Origin of the sequence: Chryseobacterium polytrichastri (assembly GCF_900142445.1) — a bacterium.
Lineage (GTDB): Bacteria > Bacteroidota > Bacteroidia > Flavobacteriales > Weeksellaceae > Chryseobacterium > Chryseobacterium polytrichastri.
The window spans coordinates 1-25,028 of sequence record NZ_FRAV01000032.1 but is presented as its reverse complement, the minus strand read 5'-3'; the positions used below and the strand labels follow the sequence as shown (position 1 = coordinate 25,028).

Here is a 25,028-nt window from a genome sequence, read left to right as displayed (position 1 = left end):
ATTCCCTTGTAATGTGGATTATACTATTTCGTTAAGATGCCTTGTCCATCTCGAATAGGCCTCTAGATATTGTTCTCTTTTTTCGTGTTCCGGTTCAATGACTGCAATTTTTTCAAGCGAAGAAAACGCTTCTTTAAAGTCTGCATAAAAACCAATTCCCATTCCTGCGGCTCTGGCAGCTCCCACCGCTCCATCGGTATCATAAAGTTCAATCACCGCGTTGCTTACACTGGCCAGCGACTGGCGGAAAATCGAACTTAAAAACATATTGGCATTTCCTGCACGGATGACCTGAATATCCATACCCATATTTCTCATAATGTTCATCCCGTATTCATAGGAAAATACAATTCCCTCCTGTGCGGCACGGAGAATATCTCCTTTTGAATGGATGTTAAAATTAATTCCATGGATTGAACAGCTCGTATCTTTATTTTCCAATACTCTTTCGGCTCCGTTTCCGAAAGGAATGATGCTTAATCCTTTGGAACCAATGGGTGAAAGCGATGCTAAATCATTCATATCTCCATACGAAGAAAGTGACGTTGCAAAATTGTGCTTTAGCCAAGAATTTAAAATCCCTGTTCCGTTGATACAAAGCAGAACCCCTAATCTTGTTAATTCCTGTGTATGATTTACATGAGCAAAAGTGTTTACTCGCGATAATTGATCATATTCCAATTGATCTAAAACTCCGTATACAACTCCTGAAGTTCCTGCCGTTGAAGCGATTTCGCCCGGATTGAAAACATTTAATGACAAAGCATTATTGGGTTGATCTCCTGCTCGGTAAGAAATCGGTGTTCCTTCTTTTAAGCCTAATTCCTGAGCGGCAGTTGCCGAAACCGTTGATTGAATTCCGAACGTCGGAATAATTTCAGGGAAAAAGTTTTTAGGAATCCCATAATAGTTAATCACATCTTCTGAGATACAATTGTTTTTAAAATCCCAAAATATTCCCTCAGAAAGACCTTCGATTGTCATTCCGATTTCTCCCGAAAGCTTCATGGCGATGTAATCTCCCGGCAACATTATTTTATCAATTTTATCAAAAATTTCGGGCTCGTTTTCTTTAACCCAAGCTAATTTTGAAGCGGTAAAATTCCCCGGTGAATTTAAAAGTTGAGACAGACATTTTTCCGGCCCGATTTCCTGAAAAGCCTTTTCACCGTAAGGAACCGCGCGGCTGTCACACCAAATAATTGAAGGACGCAACAGATTCTGGTCTTTATCAACCAAGATCAATCCATGCATTTGCCACGTGATCCCGATAGCTTTTATATCTTCAGGATCTATTCCTGAGTTATGCATCACCGATTCGTGTGCCAGCTTAAGATTCAGCCACCATTCCGAAGGATTTTGCTCTGCCCATCCCGGATTTACCGCAGTAATTTTCATTTCTTTTTTCGGAGAAAAGTCTGATGCAACGATCTTTCCGCTGGATGCCTCAATGAGACAAACTTTTACAGAAGAACTGCCTATGTCATATCCTAATAAATACATGATTTCAAAAAGGGGGATTTATTTGATTAGTTTAGTATTATTCTTCTTAAAAATTTTAGCATCAAATCTGTAATACCTTGCAGCACGATGCGAAACATTGGTTTCTATTTCCTCCAATGGAATGATATAGTTGAACGAGGATATTTTTTTATGGAAATTCTTAATATCGATCTGTTTCTCACTCAATGCGCTGTACAACTGATATAATTGTCTGATGGTAAACCTTTTTGGAAGCAATTCGAAAATAATAGAAAAGTCGGATTCTATCCATTTCCTGATCTCAATTAAAGACTCACTAATGATTTTATTATGATCAAATGGCAATGACGGAACCTCATCTATCGGAAACCAATCTACCGTATCGTATTTTGTGCTGTTAATTTTATGATCAATCTTGCAAAGTGAAAGATAGGCCACTGTAATAATCCTGTCGATATGATGTTTATATTCCGTATCCATCCATTTTATATCATCCTGATTACTGGCACGCAAAGGATCTGCAAAACATTTGAACTGTTTAAGAACCATTTTTTTAATCCCTGTAAGCTCGTGAAGCACTCTTTCTGCTGCCCCATCTACATCTTCATCACTGAGTATTAAACTACCCGGCAATTTTCTTTGTCTTTCTGCAGGCACATCTTCCATGCGACGTTGTACCAATAATATGTTCAGTCGGTTTTCAAAGTCAAAACCAAAAACGACACAGTCTACAGACACATATGTATGAATAAAGTTTGGAATCATTTCTATGTTAACATTTACGTAACATCACAAATATAAAAATTCAATTGAAATAAAAAAATAAAATCAACACTACCAACTGCATATCAACAGCTTACATATCGATTTTCAATGATAAGAATAGCATACAATTTATGATAAGGTTATCATCTTAATAATGATATTAAATATAAAAGGAATTCATTAAGAGTGATTTACCTTTTAAAAAACAGGCTAGAAAATGAATCTTTTAGAAAAGTAAAAATATGATAAGAGAAATTGTAAATTGTTTTGATTTTTTTTCAAAATATGACATAAAATCACAATTTAAAGTGTAAAATAACCAAAAATAAGATGAATATTTTAACCATTTCTTACATCAATCGCACAATTTCATAAGAATGATAATATAATTAATGAAAAATGATCAGAAAATTCTCCTGTTTAGAATTAATAGGTAAATATACCGTTTACATATACATTTTGCTTACCCAATAAACAGGATAAAAAACTGGATAACAATCTATTATCATTAAAATAATATATTCAACCTATTTAAAGGAAACTCATATGATATGCCATTTATTGAGGATAAAATTTCATCTGCTCAAAAATATAATGAGAATCCGGGCGAAGAAGATCAATTAACTGTTTAAGCTCTGATTCTTCCCATGTTTTTTGAAACATTTCATCATGAATCAACATTACCACATTATTCTTTGTAAATGTTTTATCTGATGAGCATAGATTTTTAACCGAATTATACATTTCATCTACAGATTGTATAGGCGTACCATCACTAGGGCGATGCTGCCATTCTATATCCCAGCCTACAACCTTGTACCCTAGCTTGGCCAACTGATCAGCAGTTTGTATTCCGCTAGCGCCATCATTCTTCGACTTCTCTCCAAGACGCCACATATTACGACCCGGCAGACGGACAATCTTATACAGTAATTTTAATAAGGATTGATTATATACAATATCATTCACTGATTTATCAACGTTGCTGTAAAAGGATTCATAATGATTGTTGGCGTGCGAAAAGCTATGGTTATATTCATCAATGTATGGATTTTCGTCATAGTATTTTGCGTAGGTATCCATTTGCTTATCTTTAATCACGTGCTCACCCACCATAAAAACACTTATTTTAATTTTTTCCTGTAAAATGATTGTATTGATATTTTCACTTCCATTCAGAGGGCCGTCATCAAAAGTGAGATAGATATAGCATTTATCCGAACTTGTGGTATTTTTTTGAGCATTTGCAAGACTAAATACCATCGTGAAAACAGAAATTATAAGTGTAACTGGCTTATTCATAATGATGTGATTTGTTTGCAAATATAATCAACTGCTAAAGATTTTTTATTTATTTTTATTCAAGGATTTTAACTGTTGTTAATCCTGTAAAGCAGATCCATCTATGAAGATCACGAAAATTTCAAAAATTATTAAACAAGTAGGCTGGAAAGAAGTTTTAGCCGTTATTATTTTACTGTTGGCATTTGTATTTTTCAGAAGTGAAAGACACGAAATGGCAGCCATTGGTCCCGAACTTAAGAATGCTGATCTTTGGTGGATATTATCCGGTGTAGCATTAACATTTATATATGTTGCACTGCAAGGGTTGATGTATGTAACCAGTTTTAAAAGTACCGGATTAGATATAAAACTACCAGATGCCATTGGTTTATTTCTAAAGCGAAATTTTCTGAGCATCTTTCTTCCGGCCGGCGGTGTGAGTTCTCTGGCTTATCTCCCAAGAAATATACGAACCAAAGGATATAAATCTTCTAAAATCCATCAGGCAAGTGCCGTTTATGGCTTTGTAGGTTTGCTAACTGTTTTAATGGTTGGGATTCCGTTAATTGGTTATGCCATCTTTATTAATAAAAATTTCAATGACAGTTGGTTTGGAATTTCGGCACTGACGGCAGTTCTTCTCCTATGCTATTTTATTTTTATTTCATTCCGAAAGAAAAACGCAGCCTATCAATTTTTTGAGAAAAAGTTCCCAAGCGCTATCAGTTCTGCTGAAGAAATATTTAACAGCGAAGTAGATCAAAAACAATTTTGGTACACCGTTCTTGTTTCAATAGCCATTGAATGCTGTGGTGTTCTTCATTTGTTAATCGCTATGTATGCATTTGGTGTTCCTGCTTCATTTGCTGCAGCGGCAATTTCTTATGTTGTTTCCATATTACTAATGATTGTTTCGCCATTTCTTCGTGGATTGGGAGCGGTAGAATTTTCATTAACATTTATCCTTGCTAATTTTGGATACAGCCATTCTGATGGTTTAGGCGTAACACTCCTCTATCGTTTTTTCGAGTTCTGGCTTCCATTAGTATTGGGAATTGTTTCTTATCTCTGGAGTGGAAGAAAGCTGTTTGCCAGAGTATTACCTGTTTTTATGATCTTCTTGTTGGGAATCATTAATATCCTTTCTGTGATCACACCCGCATTGGCAGAGAGGATTCATCTGTTGAAAAACTATTTGCCACTGGAAGCTATTCACCTTTCTAAAATACTGACGCTTATTTCCGGTGTTTTATTATTGGTTACCTCCGCTAATCTTTTCCGAGGTTCTAAAAGAGCTTGGTACTTTGCTCTGATGCTTACCATTACTTCCGCAGTATTTAATCTTACAAAAGCATTGGATTATGAAGAAGCTTTATTCGCCGTATTTACCTTAGCTTTATTGATATACAGCAGGAAAGAATACATTTTAAAAGCGAAAAGAATATCCATCCATAGAGGCTTCAGTTCATTTTTAGGAATTTTTACCATCATCTTTATTTTTGATTGTGTTGCCTTTTATTTTATCAGTGCCAAACATTTTGGGATTGATTTCACAAAAGAGCAGGCGGTATATTATACTTTACATACCTTTTTACTGTTTAGAGATTCGGGGCTTACTCCCAACACTCACTTTGCAAGAGACTTTCAGGATCTTAACTATATTTTAGGGATAGCTTCATGGCTTATTCTTATTTTCTCCTTTTACAGGATGAATATTCATATTGAACAGGATGATGATGAAAACCTAAGCAATGCACAAAATCTGGTACAGGAATACGGAAACTCGTCGTTAGATTATTTTAAACTCACTCAGGAAAAGCAGTTCTATTTCTCGGAAGATGTTCAAGGATTTGTTTCCTTCAGAACAGCCAACGGATTCGCCGTAGTGCTTGAGGAACCTGTATGTGTTGAAAAAGATAAAACCCATCTTATCCGCGAGTTTGATGATTACTGTTTAGCAAATAATTTAAAGACTTGCTATTATAGAGTTGGAGAAAGCGGATTAATTTATTTTAACCCCTTAAGAAAGCAAAAACTTTTTATTGGACAGGATGCGATATTGGATGCTGATAAATTCACCCTTACCGGAAAAGACAGAAAATCTATACGAAACAGCATTAATGGATTAGAAAAATCAGGATTTTCAGCTGAAATACTACATGCTCCTCATTCAGAAGAAATTATTGAGAAAATTAAAAAAGTATCTGATTTATGGTTGACAGAATCTGATAAAAAAGAAATTGTGTTCGCAGAAGGAATGTTTGACGCAGAAACCGTAAAACTTCAAGATCTGATTCTTATCTTGGATTCCGAGCATAATTGCGTTGCTTTTCTGAACATCATTCCTCATTGCGCCCCTGATGAATGCAGCTATGATATGATTAGAAAAACAGAAGATGCTCCTGGAGGCAGCACGGATCTTCTTATTGTAAAATTGGTGGAATATGCCAAAGCAAAAGATCTTAAATATATTAATATGGGAATGACTCCCATGGCAGGAATGCAGGAACCAAGCAATACAGCGGAGGATGTTTTACAGTTTGCGTACCAGAGAATCGGCAGCTTTAAATCATATCAGACTCTTAGAAACTTTAAGGAAAAATATGCTGATACATGGGAAAATAAATACTTGGTCTATAACAGTGATTTCGATTTAATACAAATTCCGGCTTCGCTTAATAAAGTGATGAAACCATGAAAAATCCATTCAAACTTATTTTGAGAGTTTTGCCCATGCTCTTTCTGTGCGCTTGTACTTACAAAGATGATTTTCAAATCACTTCATGGAATTCTCATACCCATAAGCCCATTATCTTTTATATCAGCGGAGATGCGGGGTTTAATTCTTTTTCAAAAGGGCTTGGTGCAGACTTTCACGCGATGGGATATGACGTTTTTGCATTAAATACAAAGATCTATTTTTGGGAGCAGAAAACTCCTGAGCAAACTTCTAAGGCCATCGAAAAATATATCGTTAAACAACTTCATGGACGAAAAAATCAAGATGTGATCCTCATCGGATATTCCTTTGGAGCTGATGTTACGTCTTTTGTGTATAATCATTTCACAGATCATTTTAAAAAGAAAATTCAGCATGTTTTCATCGTCGGACCTTCAAAAACCACTGATTTTAAAATCCATCTTAAAGAATATTTTGGAATGGAACCTAAAGGCAGTCTTCCTGTAATTCCGGAAATCAATAAAATGAAAAATGTTCCGCTCACCTTAATTTTAAGCAATTTTGAATTTGCTCATTTCCCTTATCAGCAAATCACTCTTACCACCAATTATCAAATGAAACATATTCTGGGAGACCATCATTATGGGAATAATACGAAAATACTGTCAGGATATATTCAGGAGGTTTTGAAAAATGAAAAAACTCTATAAAAGCCTAGAGTCTATAATATTTTTATGTAAAAGGAAAAACATTAATTTAAAATAGAGGGAAAATACCTATATACTTATCTAAATATTTTATTTATAATTGCAATCAAATCTAGCAATACATTCGTCATTTTGGCGAACCTATTTATAAGTTACACAATATTAAAATGAATTTAAAAAAGTTCTTCTTCTTCTTCTTCCTAATCTATACAATCAATTTTTTTTCCGCTCAAGATTTTAAATCTAATTATGTCTGTACATATAAGCTAGATTATACAATGAATGGAAAAAAAAGTAATGAACAATTCATTATGTTCATTGATGCTACTGATAAAAAATCTTTCTTTCAAAGCTCAATCAATTATGCAAAAGACACAATAGATATAAAAGACCCTGTGCAGTTAGCAGGCTATGAAAGTGATTTCAATGAAAAAGTTTTATTTGATAAAAATTCGTTTAAAACCTTTGAATCAGTAATTGATGCTAAATTATCTTATTCTGAAAATCAGAAGTTAAATTGGATAATTTTAGATAAAATGAAAAAAGAAGAAAATGTTACAATGCAATTAGCTAAGACTAATGCTTACGGAAGAGTTTGGTATGCTTGGTTTAGTAAAGATATTCCAATTGACTTTGGGCCTTATAAATTTAATGGCCTACCTGGTTTTATTGTTTCTCTTTATGATGAAAAAAAAGACTTTGTATTTACTCTTCAAAAATTCAAAAAGAAAAATAAAACTTTTAAACTTCCAAATTCAAAAAACTATAAAAATATCTCTAAGGCCACATTCAATAAAACTAGATTTAAAATACAAACGGCTGATAATGGAGTTGTTATTTTTAATAATGGAAAAGAAAGAGAGAGTTGGATAAAAAAACTTGAAGAAAGATATAGTAGTCTACCTTTGTGAGATATTGAATTTCCTATTAAATAGAAATCATTAATATATATTTCACATTAATAAATAAAAATGCCCAATATAAAGCCTATTAGGCATTTTCATTTAATCATTTACCCATTCTTCACAGGTTTGAATCTCTGCATATCTTGGAAATATTTTCTCCATCAGCATTTGATGAACGTCAGGTTGATGATCATAACAGCCATCTGATAAAATGGTGATTTGATAATCTTTGTCAGCCGCTTCCAATGCCGTAGACAAAATAACGCCGCTTGTTACCACCCCACACATTACAAGATGTTTAACATTTTGCGATCTTAAAATAACTTCTAAATCACTCCCTACGAAAGCACTGAATCTTTTCTTAATAACAACAGGTTCGTTTTCTAAAGGAGCCAATTGAGGTACAATTTTCATAAAATCTTGCATATCTAATTTCTCATACGCAAGCGGTACATTGCTGAATGTTTTGTTATGGATACTTATTTCCGGAAAACCTTTTCTAAAACCTACGACGGCATATATCACGGGAATGTTATTTTCTCGGGCATACTGTATAGATTTTGATACTGCTCCGATAAGCTTATCACTTTCTTCTAATCTTCCCAATAGATGCTCCTGCATATCGAGAACCAATAATGCAGTGGAATTTTTGTTTTGCATTTTTATATTATTTATGGGTTAATACTATTTCTTCTTTATTTTGATTGTTGATGACCTCATCATTTACCTCCATTTTCTTTTTACCCATTAAAAATCGGTAGAAAAACAAACCAATAATAAGACATAAAATTCCCTGCCCTAATTGACAGTGTTGGGCGCTTATATACTTAGAAAGCCATCCAATAACCAAACTTCCCAATGGTAATGTTCCCAACGTTGCCATGGCAAAAAAACCAATAACACGACCACGCATTTCTGCTACAGAAACCGTTTGAATAATAGTATTACAGATGGGCATGATAGACATTGTTCCAAATCCACAGATAAAGCAGAAGAGGATGAAAACCGGTAGAACTTTCACAAATGACATCGCAATTAATCCCGACCCTAACAACAGGAGATTGAAAAAAAGGATAGTTTTCAAGTTACCCGTTTTTTTCTGTGAAGCAATGAATAAAGTACTGGTAAAAGCCCCCAATCCTGCTGCTGCATTCATATATCCGTATGTTGCTGCATCTCCGTGAAATACAGTCTTAGCAAAATAGGGCTGCAGTGTATTATAGGTAATGACAAAAAAACTGACCAAGCTACAAAGCAAAAGCGTTCTTGAAATCTCCGGCTCCTTTTTCATATAATAAAACCCTTCCTTGAAATCTGTCCATGGTTTTTTCCTTTTCAAAGGAGTTTTGTATATCGGAAAACGGATCATATTTAAACAAATGATTACGGCTATAAAACTTATCGCATTACTTCCAAAACATATCGCTGCTCCATAGTTGGCAATAACAATTCCTGCTAAAGCGGGGCCTAGTAATCGGGTAAGATTATTAAGTGAAGAATTCATGGCAATGGCAGCGGGCAGATCATCTTTAGATTTTACCAAATCATTCACCATAGCCTGCCGAGCCGGAATATCGTAAGCATTGGCAATCCCCAGCATAAGGCTTAATCCCAACAACAAAGCAACAGAATGATATCCATACATGTAAAAAGCTGTTAGTAAAACCGCCTGCAATGCAGAAATAAGCTGAGTAGCCATTAGAATTTTATATCGATTGTAACGGTCTGCGGTAATTCCTCCCGCCGGCGACAGCAAAAAAGAAGGAAATTGTTCTGCAAAAGTGGCAACACCCACCATCAACACAGAGTTTGTCATACTATAAATCACCCAGATCACGGCGGTACGCTGCATCCACATCCCTATTCTAGAAATTAGTTGTCCGGTAAAAAAAAGACGGTAATCTCGGGATTTAAAAACTCTGAAGGCATTCGCAAAATTCATAATACTTTTTTAGACTAAAATTAAAAATTGGTCGAAAATAAATTAAAAAAAATATTATCGGATTCCCCGATAATACAATTCACAGAACAGGTCTAGCGTATCTTTTCCGTCATCTTCCGGATTTCCATGAACAACAAACTCTCTATTGATCCCTCTTATGGATGAAAGAAACAGGAATATCTTTTTTTCAGTTTGATCTATATCCATTTCGGGAATCTCATCTCGCTGCATTGCATTAAAGAATACTTGTTGCAAAATCAGGATCTCTTTCTGCAAATACTTTTGGTGAATCTCCTTCTTCGCTTCCATATATTGAGAAAATGCTTCAGCATCCATTCCGGCTTCCATGGCTTTATACAATGATTTTCTTTTTTGAACCATCTCAAATTTTGTATGAGCAAAAGCTTTGAGCTTATCTATCAAAATATCATGTAGGCTCAGTCTTTTTAATGTTTCCACTACCACATCATTAATTTCGGAATCTAATACAGCATTAAAGATTTCTTCTTTACTTTTAAAATAATAATACAGCGTACTTTTCCCTTTTCCAACAGCTTTAGCAACATCTTCCATCGTTACCATTCCCAATCCACGTTCCTGAAACAGTTTTTGTGCAGCGGTAATTACCTGAGTTTTAAAATTTTCGTTAGCCATTAATTAATTTCTGATGCAAATTTACAACTTTTTTAGACTAAAAATAAAATACAGTCGAAAATTAATATATTTTTAACTATTCAGAATTTTTAAGACAAATTACTGAAGAGATTAAAGAATAAATTGGAGGTCTTTTTTATCGTAAAGCTTTGCTTTTAGGAATTAGTTTTGTTCTTATCATGATTGTCATTCTAACAACTAAGTTTAGATTCCTCTGGAATGATAAAAATACTGTTAAAGAAAAGTTAGCTGTATTTGTGAATATATTTTAGCAGGCTATTTTAAAAAGAAGTCTGTGGCTAAATCTAAATTACCAAGTAAACCTTACAAATACCAATCCTTATATCTTTTCAGTGCTTCAAGAAAATAATAATCTGCATAGATCAACGGAACATCAATCTCAGAGTTTAGCGGTAATCCGCCTGTGCTGTGCATTAATAAAAAGCCTCCGTTTTCCCCTAATTTTGCATGATACTTTTCGCTTGATAAATTGATCAGCATTTTTTTGGCAACTCCAATATAATTTTTCTTTTCCTCTCCTTTCGTAAATTGTCCTAATTCAAGTAAAGCAGAAGAAATAATAGCCGCCGCAGAAGCATCCCTCGGAACGTTTGGAATCTTAGGATCATTAAAATCCCAATATGGAATTTTGTCTTCCGGTAAGGTGGGGTTATTAAGAATAAATTTCGCGATATTTCGCGCCTGACTTAAATATTTTTCATCTTTGGTCAATCTGTACATCATCGTATATCCATACAACGCCCAACCTTGCCCTCTTGCCCAAGCCGAAGAATCTGAATACCCTTGAAATGTTTTTTTGCTTAAAACCTTTCCTGAATTTTTATCATAATCAATTACATGATATGAACTATAATCGGGACGAAAATGGTTTTTCATCGTAGTATTGGCATGAGCAATCGCAATTTCTGCTGTCTTTTTATTGCCTCCGTTTTGGGATGCCCAAACCAACATTTCCAGATTCATCATATTATCAATAATAACCGGACCTTTGAAATCTGCCATTTTATCCCAAGACAAAATTGCCTGCATTCCCGGTCGAAATCTTGTAGAGAGAGACTCTGCTGAAGCTAAAATAATTTCTTTATATTTTGGATCTTTTGTAATTCTGTAAGCATTTCCAAAACTGCAAAACATCATAAAACCAAGATCATGATCACGAGTAAATGTTTTGTTGGATTCTATTAATGACAGCGTTCTTTCTGCTTCTTTTTTAATCTCTAAATCTTTCGTTTGTTCATAGATCATCCACAAAGAACCCGGATAAAAACCAGAGCACCACCAACTGATATCTTTAGTAACAACTTTTCCTTCTGAAGCTTTGTAAGATTGCGGCATCTTATCTTGTGGAATGGCTTTCATTAAATATTTATACTGCTTGTCTGCAAACTGAAATTCATCATGAATCAATTTGGACATTTCCTTTTTACTTGTCTGTGCCGTAGCAATAAAGCTAAAAGTGGTAATAATGATGATGCTTAGTTTTTGTAAAATCATATATAAATATTCTTTCAGCCAATTTACTTATTTTCTACAAATGAGACAATAAAGATTCTCAGCCATAAAAACCTTTCAACGACTAAAATTTTTGTTAGTTCTTACCATCTTTTTTGCTCAGTTATTTATCATTAATAAATACTCTAAAAATTCAATACAAGCCTTATCTAGACTCATTTTAAATAACATTTCTGAAATATAAATTAAGTATAAATACTGAAATTAAAACGATTTGAACATTCTAATTTTGAATAAACAAAAATTGATAACTAGAGTCAATGAGCAACATATCATGCTATAAAATGATACGCTGCTCATTAAAAAAACATCAACCATCAAAATTTAAACGAAATGATTATTAACAAAATCCTTAACGTCGATGATTACTATTATGACGTGTTTATGTCGATCTCAGGATCTCTCACAGGATTTTCTGCGAACGAGTTGCAGTCCACCGGCTTAGCAGAAATTTATTACAGACATATCTTAGGGCAGATTGAAATCGCAACCTTTTTAGAGTTTCTGAATGTTGCAAAATCTGTCCTTGAAAATTCTTTCAGTCAAGATCAATTAAGAAATGCTATTCAGTCTGAAATCATGGCAGATCCGGGAATGCAGCAGATGTCAAGCAGCATTATCACGATGTGGTATTTGGGAACTTGGGAAGGCGCTTATGTGAATGACTTATCCTATAAAGAAAGTCTGGTTTGGAATGTCATGCATGCCCATCCGCCGGGAGCCAAACAACCTGGGTTTAAATCTTGGGCCGTTCAACCTGTAAACAGTAACTCATGAGCAATATAGAATTCAAAAAAGACGTAATCATCGTAGGAACGGGGATCGCAGGATCATTGATCGCTAAACTTTTGACCGATCATGTTTTTGATACCGAAAAAGGTAAAATGGTTTACCGTGCAGAAATAGATAATCCTAATAATGCCAGAGAACTATCTATTCTAATGTATGAAGCTGGGTTGGAAGCCGGATTAGAACTGGATTCATCGTCATCATTGACCACCTATAACGAGTACATTCGTAAGTTTTATATGGAAGAGGCTAAAGTTCCGAATTCTCCTTACCCGAATTTAAAACAGGCGCCATCACCTGACATTTTGGATATGGAAAAGATTACGCTTCCATTTCCGGATAAGAATGGATATTTAGTTCAGTTTGGTCCGATGCTTTTTGCAAGTGATGCCATCAGAGTTGGTGGTGGAACAACACTTCACTGGTTGGGAACCACGCCAAGAATGCTTCCGAATGATTTCAGACTTACCGAAAAATATGGTATCGAAATCAATAAACCAGATTCTGATGTAAAAACGGGAATCAACTGGCCCATTGATTATGATGCTTTAAAACCTTATTATGAAATGGCTGAATTTGAGATCGGGGTTTCAGGAAATGTGGCGGCACAGGAATATCCTATTTCAGAAAGCATGGAAGATTATTATGGCAAAGACTATGTTTTTCCGATGGATGAAATTCCTCAAAGTTATATGGATCAGAAGATCATTAATGGTCTTAAAGGAACCAGTGTTCAGTTAAATTTTGAAGACTTTCCTTTAACAATGGTTCCGTCTCCTCAGGGAAGAAATTCTACTCCTAATCTGGCGTATGGAAAAGCAAAAATCATTAAAGCTAATTCTACAGATTCAGGATACAAATTATCATTAAATAATATTGAAAACGAAGAATATAAAGCGTTAGGATCTGTCTGGAATCCTTACATGGGAGAGCGTTGCGAAGGAAATGCTTCATGTGTTCCGATCTGTCCGGTTCAGGCAAAATACAATGCGTTGAAAACATTGAAAAAAGCGTTGTATAAAGTGAATAAAAACGAAAATCTTAAAAAACACGAATACATTGATGTTCAGGCTCAAAGTGTTGTATATAAAGTAAGCGTTGACCAAAACGATCAGGAGAAAATTTCAAAAATTCACCTTCGTAAATATTTTTCTAAAGAGAAGACTGATTTTGTTGAGGAAGTAATTGACACATCAGATTCAATTGTCATCCTTGCGGCCAATGCTTTTGAAAATCCAAAGATTTTATTGAATTCAAAATATACCGTTATCGAAAACGGACAAAAAGTTGAAAAAACCGTTGCCAACCGAAGCGATCAGGTAGGAAGAAACTTAATGGATCACATGGTAATGTTGACTTGGGGACTATTCCCAGAACCTATTTATTCGTACAGAGGTCCAGGTTCTACCACCAATATTTCGTCTTTCCGTGATGGTAATTTCAGAAGTGAGTTTTCAGCCTGGATCTCTCCGCTAGACAATTGGGGATGGAGCTGGCCTACATTTTCTCCGGGATCAGATGTTTCAGAATTTTTAGGACAAGGTCTTTTTGGAGCTGAATTAAAAGAAGCGTTGGCGTACCGACTTTCAAGACAGGTTTTATTTCATTTTGAGATTGAACAATTACCCAACCCAAACAACAGAGTGACCATTAATGATCAGTATCTGGATGCGTTGGGAATTCCCCGTCCTGTTATTCATTATGAATTAACGGAGTACGAAATGAAATCGATGGAGCAAGCTAAATTAGCTTCTGATCAGATGTTTAAAAGATTAGGCATTGATGATTTCACAAAGTATACTGAGGCAGACAAAAATACTTTTATGTACAACAACGTACGGTATTCTTATAATGGAGCCGGCCACATTGTAGGTACTCACAGAATGGGCGATAATGCAGAAGACTCTGTAACCAACAGCTATTGTAAATCATGGGATCACCCGAATTTATACATCGTTGGCGCAGGAAATATGACGACACTGGGAACATCAAACCCAACTTTAACTTTAGCAGCATTCACGATTCGTTCGGTAGAATCTATTTTGAGTGATTTAGAAAACAAATTTAAAAACTGAAACCATGAGACAAAGACTAATCACTAAAGCAGAACCTGAACAAACTCTATTAAAAGGTTCTTTATTAAGCAAAAACACCATCGTTGAAGAAGCCATTTCTTTACAAACTTTATTATTCGACACCACAATAAATAAAGAAGATTGGTTGGAAGGATTGAAATACCACAGTAAAACACTTACTAACTTGTTACTGAATGATCAGATTAATGAATTTAATGATTACCTAAGTTCTCAGTTTGGATCACCTACTTTTCAGGAAATAAGCGTTGACCAATTAGAGGCAAAAAAAGCTCCTTCAGCGAAAAAAGGTGGATTAGTAAATATGAATTACCGTACTGCATTACAAGATCTTTTGCAGACCGCTATTCTTATTGAACATTCAACGATTCCACCCTATCTTACCGCTTTGTATTCTATAAAAGATGGCAAGAATGTATTGGCTTCACAAATTATCAGAAGTGTTGCGGTAGAAGAAATGCTTCACATGATCATGGTTTGTAATGTGATGAATGCAGTAAGTATTCAACCTTCTGTAAACAAGCCTCAAAACTACCCTACCTACCCGATGAAATTACCGATGAATGTAGATTTCTTCGTAGGTTTAGAAACATTTTCTACGAACAGCATTGCTACATTTATTGCCATTGAAAGTCCGAGCAGTGCCTTCGTAAAAGCGCCGGTATATGATCATATTGAAGAAAACAGATCATTCCTTAAAAGTTCATCTGTACAGGAAAATAATCACTGGACGCTGGAGAATATGAAGGCTTTCATTATGGAAAATGTTCACACGATTGGTGAATATTATGATGTTTTATTCTTTTACATCGTTGTTTTCCAAATCATTGCTTATTACAAAGCCAACGGAAAACTACCACAAACATTTGAAGAATTGAATACAGGAGGAATCTTTACTGGAAACCCAGCAAAACAAATTCGTCCGGAACAATATTACGGAAGTGGTGGAAAATTACACGCTGTGGAGGCATTATCAGGCGTAATTGCTGTTTTCCAGGAAATTAAAGGCCAGGGAGAAGGTGCAGATGAATCCATTTTTGATGTAGATCCTTCTCAGTTCGAAGAAGGAATGGAATTAGCCCATTATTTCAGATTTAAAGAAATCTTCCATGAACATTATTATTTAAATGGTAAATACGAACCCTTTATGGATGAAAACGGAATGATGCCTGTTACTACTCCACCCAATGGAAAAGCTTTACCTGTAGAATGGAGCGCTGCTTATCCTATGAAGCCGAATCCTAAAATTGCAGATTATCAATTGAATCCGCAATTGTACGCGCAAGGAAAAGCATTTAACCAAACCTATAAAAATTTATTAGATGCCATTCAGGCAGCTGTAGAAGGGGATGCAAAAGAATTAGAAAAATCGATCATGTATATGTATGCGCTGAAAGAGCAGGCTGTGGGACTGATGAGCCAGCCATTGGACTCTCAATACAACGCAGGTCCAACGTTCGAATATCCAAGTAATTAATAACCATAAAAACAATACACCATGCTTAAAAGAAAAAAAGAAAGTCTTGAAGGAAATCAATTATTCCGCAAGAGTTCAGATGAAAGTCAAAAAGGCTATCTCGCCAATCTTATGGAGGGTTACTCGAAACTTTTGATCGATGATCCTGTTAGACCTTTTAGAGAAGAAAAATTACAGGAAATAGCAAATAATGTAGATTACGGTGTTTTAGAAGCATTAAATGGAACATGGGTAAGTTATAATGCCAATTACAATAAAAACATAGACAGACCATCATTAGGAAGCGGTATCCATACCACTATTATGCCTTCTCCAGGTACAAACCCAAGTACTATTCCAGGAAAATTCAGTTTTGATACTGAAGAATATATCGAAAAATTAACATTTGAAATCGTTCCTGGTGGTGTTCGTAATCGTGGTGGTGCAACGGAATTATTTTGTGGTGCTGTAAAATACGATCAAACCATTAAAAGTGTAAATAAAGTAGAAGGAAATCCAGATTTACAATACGCCGGAATTCACGAAGAAAACGGAATGTATCTATGGCTGAGTGATGTCTACAATTATGCTGCAACTGAAGAAACCATCAAAAGAGATCGTGGAATTCACGCTTTTTCTGAGGAGGATTTTGAAAAATACGGATACAAAGGAGAATACAGAAACGAACCTTTGGTTGAAGTAAAAGACGAAAACGGTAACTCTTCATACATTCTTTTGAGTCAATTAAAAGAAGGACAGCAATATTATGAAATCATTCCTGCACAGGAAGTAAAACCAATGGATGGGATTAAAGGTCCTTATTTTATTCCTGATTATTCGATCTCAAGAAGTGGAGTTATCCCTCACGGAAGCACGATTACGGTATTGGGAGATATTACCCCTGAAAGTAAAGATAATAAAGTATATTACCTTAGAAACGGTGCTCCAAAGTTCCCTACTGGTATCGCAACTTGGAATCCTCCTCATCTTGCTATCTCACCAACTATGGGAGGTGCGGGAGGTCCTATTAACCTTGACGAACCGGCTCCGGCTTGGGTACACGAGACTTTAACTGATAAAAACGACCCTGGTTCAAACAAAATCTATACGCAGAGAATATTGGCAGATGAGCTATATCCTTATTGCGTAAGACCGGATATGAGATTAAGAGACACATTGAGCGGACAAAATGTTGCCAATTATGTACTTGTTCAATTATCATCCAAAATGCAAACTGGAGCGCAAGGTGGAATTCTAAACGTTCCTTTTGTTAATCGTTTTGTACCCACCGTTGAAATAGATTTTAATCTTTGGATTGAAACTGTAATTGAAGATGGAAAAGAAATTCTTCAGTTGCAATACGAACAAATTATATTTTTCGAATTTGATTTCGGAAATGATGGCGGTACCACAAGCTGGCCTCATATTCAAGTAAATACGCTTCGTAAAATAGAGGATATTCCTGCAGATCAGAGAAAAGTAATTGAACAGGAATTCTTCAATGCACCTCCTGCAATGAATATGACGACAACCGCTGCAGTTTCTGAGCGCGTTGCCAATCCGCCTTCTGGATGTCCTTATCATAAAGAATAAAATTTTGATTTAATCTTATTAATTCAAACAAACACACTCAACCTTATAGGTTTCAGAAACCTATAAGGTTTTAAATCAACAAATTAAACTTTATTTTTTTATTAGAAGCTTATTCCTGCTTTCCACTATATCTTTTTAGTTACGGCCTCCGCTTCGCTCCGGCCGCAACCAAAAAGGATGTCGTTATAATCAGGGCTAGGGCTGTAATCCTTCATTTAAACATTTGAAGAATATCCACGAAGCTTGTCATCCTGTAAGGATCTAAATATCGTATTAGAAAAGTTTAGAAAGATTCGAGCCTAGATGCTTCCAGCATGACAAACATACTGGAAAACACAGCTGAATTATTAAGTTAAAAATAACAATAAACCATAAAAACTTATTCCCATGAAAAATCAATTACCTCCAATTCCAAAAGGATTTGGATTACCATTTTATTACGCTACCCTATTCAACATTGAAGTTGCCTTTCTTATAGACCGAAAAAAAGTATTAAAATACCTTGAAAATACTGGGCTGATTGCTGCTGATTTCAAAGGAAAAGCTTTGGTTAGTTTCAATTTCCAAAACTATACAGGTCAGTTTCCAGACGGAGCAAGTACAACACAGGAAATCGAGCTCAACATCGTTTCTTATCCAGAATCTCAAAAAGATACTGTAGCCTTTGTAACAGCCGAAGAATATCTTCGTGGTGAAGAGCAAACAAAATTAATGGGACACAAACGCGTTTGGGTTCCTTGTGATGCTGATATGGCCATTAAAGCCGGAATAGAATTGTTTGGCGAACCAAAATTCAAAACAACATTTACCACCAATCTTCCTTCACTGAATGTTCCCGGACAAAATAAATGGACAGTAACTTGTAACGATCCTAAAAACGCTAAAGAATCAATTTTCACTTGTGTGGCAGATGTTGCAGATCTTATTCCTGAAATGGCAGCCTTCTCTCCTATCACCGAATATGGAAAGTTTGAAGGAAAATTAATTGGTTGCCGTTGGAACATCTTACAACCGACTTGCCTTCACTTTTTAAATGAAAAGGAAAGTAAAAAACGGGTGCAGATGACCTACGGAAAATCTGATCACCAAATGAAAAAAGATATGGAAATCCTAATCGGAGATACTCCAGCTTTTGCTTTACGTACAAGTATGTCTGCTCCTGCAGCCATTCAAACAAGAGCTTATTACATTTAAAAACAAAAGCAATGAGCTATTTATCAAAATTAGATGCCATTTATTTCACTGATCTGGAAAAAATAAAAGGCAAAGCGTATGATTATATTGTCATAGGAGGCGGTGCTTACGGAACAACTTTTATTCATCGTATGATGGAACTAGAACCAAAATGTAAAATTCTTGTATTGGAAAAGGGAAACCTATTGCTTCCTGAGCATTATCAGAATTTACCACCAGCCTATCAAACGGTATTTAACTACACCACCGCCCAACCTTGGGAGATGTCTGATAAAAAATACAATATTCACGGGCAAATTCCTTTTTTAGGTGGAAGAGCCTTGTATTGGAATGCTTGGGTTCCACAACCTTCTGCTGCACAAATGCCTGATTGGCCTCAAGACGTGATTGAAGGATTAAAACTGGAATGGAATCTTGTAGATCAATTCATCGGCCGTTCTACTACCATTGAGATCAATGGATATACCGGAGATTTTCATAGAGTAATGCGTGAACGATTGTTTAAAAATTTAGATAAAATCCCAACAAGTGATTATTACGACAGAGCTTCTTCTTTGGACGGAGCCATGGCCACTTTAAATTCCAATAAATCATGGCAGCGTTTTTCACCTGTTAATATTTTGGTTGATGATATTCAAAAACATGAAGATCACATTGATGTTCTTGTTAATTGTGAGGCAACATCATTAAAAAGAGATAAGAAAGGAATCTCACATATCGGCACAACGCAAGGAGAAATCAGCACTAAAAAAGCAAAAGTTATTTTGTCCCTTGGAGTAATAGAACCTATAACCTTAGTGAAGCCTGCTTTCCCCGAAAATAAATTATTAGGAAGAAACTTTATCGGACATATGCGTTCGCAGATCTTGGTTCGTTTTCCTAAAAAAGCAGCCGAAGTAAGCAATGATCTGCTGCAGGTTGCCGCTTTATATCTTTCAGGAATGACGTTGGGAAGAGAGTTTCATACCCATATTTCATGTATTTACAATCCGAAAGGCAAAGAGCAGGAAGAAGATCTTTACCGAGTAATTCCTGATCCTACTAATCTTGATCTATACATGGATGATCATTATGTCTATTTCCTTTTACAATGTATGGCTGAAATTAAGGGCGAAAGAACTGCTGCATCTACCAACTATATTGATTTACAAAAAGGAATTACCAAGATTAATTTTTCATTACCCAAAGTAGAATCCGAAGTTTGGGATGAGGTAGACCGCGTAATTTATCAGGTAGCAGATGTAATGGGCAATGGAAATGAAGCTGAATATTTACAAAGTGACAATAAAACCTGGTCTTCTCAAAAGCCTGATATGGCAAGCATTAGAGACTATAATCTCATTCATGAAGCCGGAGTGATGTGGATGGGCAACAGCGCTAAAGATTCGGTGACAGATTCGTACGGAAAAATGCATGAGACAGACAATTTATACGTTTTAGGCGGTGCTATTTTCCCAACGTGTGGTAGCTGGAATCCTACGTATACCGCCATGGCAATGACTTACAGGCTAGCAAGAAAATTTTCTAAAAATTCTTAACCCTAAAAACTAAAAATCATGAATTTAGAAAGCAAAATGAGAGGATTAACATTAGGCGCACAAGTCCTTCCTCTTGAAAGAGTTTCTGCCTCGGATCTTGGTGCTTTGGCACCTCTTGTAGGAACCTGGAAAAACGTTGACGTTCCCGCATCGGATATATCAGCGGGTTGGAATACCATTTCAGTTCCGGGACAGGATAAAGGATTTGTTTTTGAAGTCATTCCTTACACCGAAACATTGACCTTTAATCCGGTGGTGATACAGGCCGGAAATCGTGGTCCTGTTGTCAAAGGACAGCAAGTAGAACAAATGATCTTCGGTCTTTTGTATGAACAGCAAATTATAAGCGCATGTGAGAGTAGTTTTTGCAATGAGCGTGGTTTTCCTGCAGGATCTACGATTCATGTGGAAACCGGGTTGTTTTTAAATTTAGGTCAGCCCAACGGAGGATATACCATTGCACGAATGTCTACCATTCCTCACGGAAATTCATTATTGGCCCTTGGAAGCTCATCTGAAAAGGGTACTCCGGGAACAGATTTTTTTAGTCCGGCTTCTTCAATTCCTACTTTATTGAATGGTGAAAGAATTGTTCAGTTGGGGTATTCGGATCAGATTACCGGAAAACCGCAATTTGCACCATTTAATCAGGTCAACCCCAATGCTTTCCTTGAATCTACATTGCAAGGTTTAGTAGGAACAGGCGGTGTAAGTAATATGACTGTCATTCAAATGTCTACCGACACACCCGATGCCAACGGAGGAATCTTAAATATCCCATTCATCCAAACCAATGTAAACGCCACAAAAATGGATGCTACCTTCTGGATTGAGGATATTGTAGACAGCGAAGGAAATCCAAGTCAGATATTGCAATATTCACAAACGATCAATCTGGTTTTCCCGGCTACAGGATCTGCACAACCTATTAACTGGCCTCACGTTACGGTCAATTCTATGGTAAAAGTACCTGAAACCATGCAACTACAACAAAAGTTCCAAAGTTTAGATGTCATGGAAGGTTTAGACGTGACGCAAGGGCTTACAGAAAGTTAATTTTAAAATACCAAAACCTCTGAATTTATTTCGGAGGTTTTATTTTTAATTTGATAAGCAAAAGTTTTATACTTTTAATTTAGCAGCTTTTGATTCCTCTTTTTTCATTTTCCTGAAATCCCATGGAGACATGGCGTTTTTATCTGCCCATAAGCCTCGTTTCTTTTTCTTTGCCAGCATTTCATATTCCTGTAACTGAAGATCTTTAGACGCTTTAAAATACCACCATCCATAACCGGATTTAATAATCTCCGCAGAAAGATATTTATCATCATAAAATATTTTGGCAATGGTTCTTCGGTATCGATCTTTAGTCACTCTGTAAAATATAACCTCTTTACCAAAGACTTGTGAACTTGTAAATTGTTTGGCGTTGTTGCCAAAAGGCTGTTTCTTTTCGGGGCAATCTACCTCCGCCAAACGTAACGTTTCCTGAGTCTTATCTGCCAATAAAGCAACAACAGTATCTCCGTCTTTTATGCCAATAATTCTTGCTTTAATTTGAGAAAACACGCACATAGACGTGAAAAACAGCAGTACAACACACATCATCTTTTTCATGGGTGCAATGATAAGAACTTTAAATGAAAAATTCAAAAAACCTTCAGATTTTAATTTGAAGGTTTTACTTTTTAGAGCCTGTGATAATTTCTAAATCACATTCTTTAAGGATTTTTTGATTTAAAAGATAATCTACTGATAGCTTGTTTTTCTAACGCAAAGCTTTAGCTTCATGATGTCTATTTTCAGGGAGCAAAGAATAAAATCAACAAAGTTGATTCGTCGAAGCGTATGGATAAACACACAGCTTTATCAGCGATGAAATCGCATCACTTTGCTCACATAGAATAAAGCAAAATTATTCATCAACTTTGCATTAATCTTTTTAATCAAAAAATAATTTCAAACATGACCTATTGAGTCTTGTCAACAAAAAAAATACTTAATAACCAAATACATAAGGATTACTGAGCGAAATTATCACAGCCTCTTAATAAAGTCGTTTATATTTTTGACATGCTCCAAAAATGGTCTGATCTATTTTTGTGAATAAAGATTCTTCACTGCATTTTGTTCCGTTCAGAATGACAATGTGAAAATTAAACTCTTTTGTCGTTTTATTTTTCAAATACAGGAATTTCAATCCCTGAAAGCATCATTTTATAATGTTGAAGCTGATTATTAATTGTATTTAATTCTGATTGAAAGAATTTTGATTGAGCAAACATATTTTCATAATACGAAATCCCTTCGAAAAGATTTTCTTTAAAGGCTTTCCATTTCTTATCCTGTGATTTGGTGAGCGTTCCCGAGAAATCAGCAATTTCTTTTTTCAGGTGATCCACATACATTTTTAATTCATTAATGAACATATTTGGGCGATCATTATTGGGAAGAACATTTGCATTTCCATAAATATGCTGTACCATCTGCGAAAGAGAAACTTCTTTATCGAAAAATGCTAGATTAGGTCCCGGACAAATCACAACGCCTTGTTTTTCTCCTTTTATTTCCAACTTTTGTTCCATGTAAGCAGCATTCACCAATCCAACACATAAGCATGCTTTTTCTGTGATGATTGCTTTTCTTTTTTGGAATTGTTCTGGTGTAATCTCCTGTTTCTCTGCTTCTAAATATTCAAGTTTAATATCCTGATATTTTTTTGAAGCTGTACAAATTCCTTCAGCAGAAAACTCTTTACTCAACGCCAATAATTTTTTAGGACACGAGCTTCCGTAACGGTTTTTGTTATTTTTGTTTTGTCTAAAAATATCGTTAGAAGTTCCTCTGACGGTGTTAAAAGGCACTCCCAAAGGCGAAAGATTACTTAAATAAAAATCATTTTCTTTAGAACGTAAAAGTAGATTTCTCGTTTCATCATCTACTGAAGTAGCTTCCGGAACCAGTAAAAATGGAGAGCCCCAACCCACGCTGTTTACGTTATAGGTTTTCACTAAAAAGTCATGCTCTTCTGAGGTACCTACTCCACCCTGAACGGTAATTTTCATTTCCAAGGGTTCAGAGACATTCATTTTCCCTTTTTGTTGTAAGGAATTAGTCATTAAAGAATGCGCAGAATCAATCAGTTCGTTTTTCTTCTGTTTAAATTCTTCCATGATTGGGCCCAGCAATAAACCTTCGGTGGCAAAAGCGTGACCGCCACAGTTTAAACCAGATTCTATTCTGTATTCAGAAACCCAAAGTCCTTTTTTAGCCAAAAAATTACCCTGAATCATCGCAGAACGGAAATCACTGACTTTCAGAATAATCTTCTTTTTCAGAAAACCTTTTTCATCAGGAAAAAAATCATTAAACTCTTCGATATAACTGTATAAACGAGGATTCATTCCAGCAGAAAGAACAACCGAGGAAGATAGTTTACTGTTGGCAAAACCACGCAAAGAAGCATGAGCATCATTGTAAATTACAGGTAATTGCTCATTTTTTTTGAAATTGTCTTTATCCACTTTCGTCATGATATTGACATCTATACTCCCCGGAGCAAGATTTTTTTCAATAAATTGCTTAATGGAAGACGCAAAACTTTCCTTTTGATTCAGCAGATTTTGCAACCCGTTTTTCAGCTCTGAGGTATTGGGAAGCATATCCGCAAAGTTTTTCAAAGCGGTGGTATTCTTCGCAATCTCTTCTTTGAATGCATCAAACTTTTCATTAACGATATCATCTACCATGTCCAGATAAGCAGTAATTCTTTTGGCTCGGTAGTCCTCTATTTTTGTTGAAATACTTAGATAATTCAAATTGAATTTCTCATTATAAAAGTTTTTCATTTTCTCTATAATCTCATCATCAATTATAGAAACAACGGAAGAAATTCCGTATTGTGCGACACGGATAGGACTATCTATCGTATACGCTAATCCCATTACAGGAATATGGAAATTGTGTAAAGGCTTTTTGATCATTTTTATATTCATTAAAATAATTCGTTCCTCTAAATTCCCATCAACTAATTCACTGTAAAAGTATCAGTTTATGATTAATTATGCACTAAATAGGATATAATTTTCTTTAAAACATGCTTAAAATCATTGATATAAGTATTTTTTAGACTAAGAATTTAACCACAAAAGAGACAAAAGATTGATATATTATTTATTTAGGTTAATCACGAAATGCAAACAAGAACCCATAAGCTTAAAGAAATCTTTGCATATTGAGCGGAGTCGAAATATTATTCTTTTGAAAACAAAGCTTTCAAAAGAGCTAAACTTTAAATGATTCAATAATAGCTTTTGTATCTCGTATGTTTGTATTTATAAATATAAGTTACTTTAAAGAATAAAACTATGAGGCAGCAGAAATATTTTGTGAGAGGTAATTTTTATAAATATA

The 25,028-nt window shown here is 35.3% G+C and carries 19 protein-coding genes; 10 read left to right on the top strand and 9 right to left on the bottom strand.

Going from position 1 to position 25,028, the window contains the following annotated elements:
- Positions 1 to 18: 18 nt before the first annotated feature.
- From BUB80_RS17420 to BUB80_RS17410, 3 genes are all read right to left on the bottom strand, one after another.
- A complete protein-coding gene (locus tag BUB80_RS17420) occupies positions 19 to 1,503 on the bottom strand; it encodes a xylulokinase (RefSeq protein WP_073295548.1) in 1,485 nt (494 codons plus the stop codon).
- A gap of 18 nt (positions 1,504 to 1,521) precedes the next feature.
- A complete protein-coding gene (locus BUB80_RS17415; RefSeq protein WP_073295545.1) occupies positions 1,522 to 2,247 on the bottom strand; it encodes an NUDIX hydrolase in 726 nt (241 codons plus the stop codon).
- Positions 2,248 to 2,805: 558 nt separating this feature from the next.
- Positions 2,806 to 3,549 (bottom strand): polysaccharide deacetylase family protein, encoded by a 744-nt coding sequence (locus BUB80_RS17410; protein ID WP_073295542.1) that lies wholly within the window; start codon positions 3,547 to 3,549, stop codon positions 2,806 to 2,808.
- Positions 3,550 to 3,652: 103 nt separating this feature from the next.
- Here BUB80_RS17410 and BUB80_RS17405 point away from each other — a divergent pair, with 103 nt between their 5' ends.
- From BUB80_RS17405 to BUB80_RS17395, 3 genes are all read left to right on the top strand, one after another.
- Entirely contained in the window at positions 3,653 to 6,229 is a 2,577-nt protein-coding gene (locus tag BUB80_RS17405; protein ID WP_073295539.1) for a phosphatidylglycerol lysyltransferase domain-containing protein, read from the top strand.
- Entirely contained in the window at positions 6,226 to 6,921 is a 696-nt protein-coding gene (locus tag BUB80_RS17400) for an AcvB/VirJ family lysyl-phosphatidylglycerol hydrolase (protein WP_073295536.1), read from the top strand. Before BUB80_RS17405 ends, BUB80_RS17400 begins: the two co-directional genes overlap by 4 nt.
- Positions 6,922 to 7,085: 164 nt before the next feature.
- Entirely contained in the window at positions 7,086 to 7,829 is a 744-nt protein-coding gene (locus tag BUB80_RS17395; protein ID WP_073295533.1) for a GLPGLI family protein, read from the top strand.
- 93 nt (positions 7,830 to 7,922) lie between these two features.
- On the opposite strand, the gene BUB80_RS17390 is transcribed toward BUB80_RS17395, so the two are convergent.
- The 4 genes from BUB80_RS17390 to BUB80_RS17375 form a co-directional block, all read right to left on the bottom strand.
- Positions 7,923 to 8,483 carry a cysteine hydrolase family protein gene (locus BUB80_RS17390; RefSeq protein WP_073295530.1) on the bottom strand — a complete coding sequence of 187 codons (561 nt, stop codon included), beginning with the start codon at positions 8,481 to 8,483 and terminating at the stop codon, positions 7,923 to 7,925.
- A gap of 7 nt (positions 8,484 to 8,490) precedes the next feature.
- Positions 8,491 to 9,765, bottom strand: a complete 1,275-nt coding sequence (locus BUB80_RS17385) for an MFS transporter (protein ID WP_073295527.1) — start codon at positions 9,763 to 9,765, stop codon at positions 8,491 to 8,493.
- Positions 9,766 to 9,819: 54 nt separating this feature from the next.
- Entirely contained in the window at positions 9,820 to 10,419 is a 600-nt protein-coding gene (locus BUB80_RS17380; RefSeq protein WP_073295526.1) for a TetR/AcrR family transcriptional regulator, read from the bottom strand.
- Between the two features lie 324 nt (positions 10,420 to 10,743).
- On the bottom strand, positions 10,744 to 11,934 hold the full coding sequence (locus tag BUB80_RS17375) for a glycoside hydrolase family 88 protein (RefSeq protein WP_073295524.1): 1,191 nt from the start codon (positions 11,932 to 11,934) through the stop codon (positions 10,744 to 10,746).
- A 351-nt stretch (positions 11,935 to 12,285) separates the two neighbouring features.
- On the opposite strand from BUB80_RS17375, the gene BUB80_RS17370 reads away from it, so the two are divergent.
- The 7 genes from BUB80_RS17370 to BUB80_RS17340 all read left to right on the top strand — a co-directional run bounded on the left by BUB80_RS17370 (position 12,286) and on the right by BUB80_RS17340 (position 21,671).
- Entirely contained in the window at positions 12,286 to 12,729 is a 444-nt protein-coding gene (locus tag BUB80_RS17370) for a hypothetical protein (protein ID WP_073295516.1), read from the top strand.
- Entirely contained in the window at positions 12,726 to 14,816 is a 2,091-nt protein-coding gene (locus BUB80_RS17365) for a GMC oxidoreductase (RefSeq protein WP_073295513.1), read from the top strand. The genes BUB80_RS17370 and BUB80_RS17365 overlap by 4 nt, the downstream gene beginning before the upstream one ends.
- A gap of 4 nt (positions 14,817 to 14,820) precedes the next feature.
- Positions 14,821 to 16,311, top strand: coding sequence for a ferritin-like domain-containing protein (locus BUB80_RS17360; protein ID WP_073295510.1), 1,491 nt, complete (start codon positions 14,821 to 14,823; stop codon positions 16,309 to 16,311).
- 21 nt (positions 16,312 to 16,332) lie between these two features.
- Entirely contained in the window at positions 16,333 to 17,883 is a 1,551-nt protein-coding gene (locus BUB80_RS17355) for a peroxidase, FMP-type (protein ID WP_073295508.1), read from the top strand.
- A gap of 387 nt (positions 17,884 to 18,270) precedes the next feature.
- Entirely contained in the window at positions 18,271 to 19,077 is an 807-nt protein-coding gene (locus tag BUB80_RS17350) for a hypothetical protein (RefSeq protein ID WP_073295504.1), read from the top strand.
- An 11-nt stretch (positions 19,078 to 19,088) separates the two neighbouring features.
- Complete coding sequence (locus tag BUB80_RS17345; RefSeq protein ID WP_073295501.1) at positions 19,089 to 20,615, top strand: GMC oxidoreductase; 1,527 nt, start codon at positions 19,089 to 19,091, stop codon at positions 20,613 to 20,615.
- A gap of 18 nt (positions 20,616 to 20,633) precedes the next feature.
- Positions 20,634 to 21,671, top strand: coding sequence for a heme-binding protein (locus BUB80_RS17340; RefSeq protein ID WP_073295498.1), 1,038 nt, complete (start codon positions 20,634 to 20,636; stop codon positions 21,669 to 21,671).
- Between the two features lie 66 nt (positions 21,672 to 21,737).
- Here the strand turns inward: BUB80_RS17340 and BUB80_RS17335 are convergent, their stop codons facing one another.
- Together BUB80_RS17335 and BUB80_RS17330 are read right to left on the bottom strand one after the other, a co-directional pair.
- Positions 21,738 to 22,268: a thermonuclease family protein gene (locus BUB80_RS17335; RefSeq protein ID WP_228433876.1), complete on the bottom strand. Its 531-nt coding sequence runs from the start codon at positions 22,266 to 22,268 to the stop codon at positions 21,738 to 21,740.
- 521 nt (positions 22,269 to 22,789) lie between these two features.
- Complete coding sequence (locus tag BUB80_RS17330) at positions 22,790 to 24,598, bottom strand: hypothetical protein (RefSeq protein WP_073295493.1); 1,809 nt, start codon at positions 24,596 to 24,598, stop codon at positions 22,790 to 22,792.
- Positions 24,599 to 25,028: the final 430 nt, after the last annotated feature.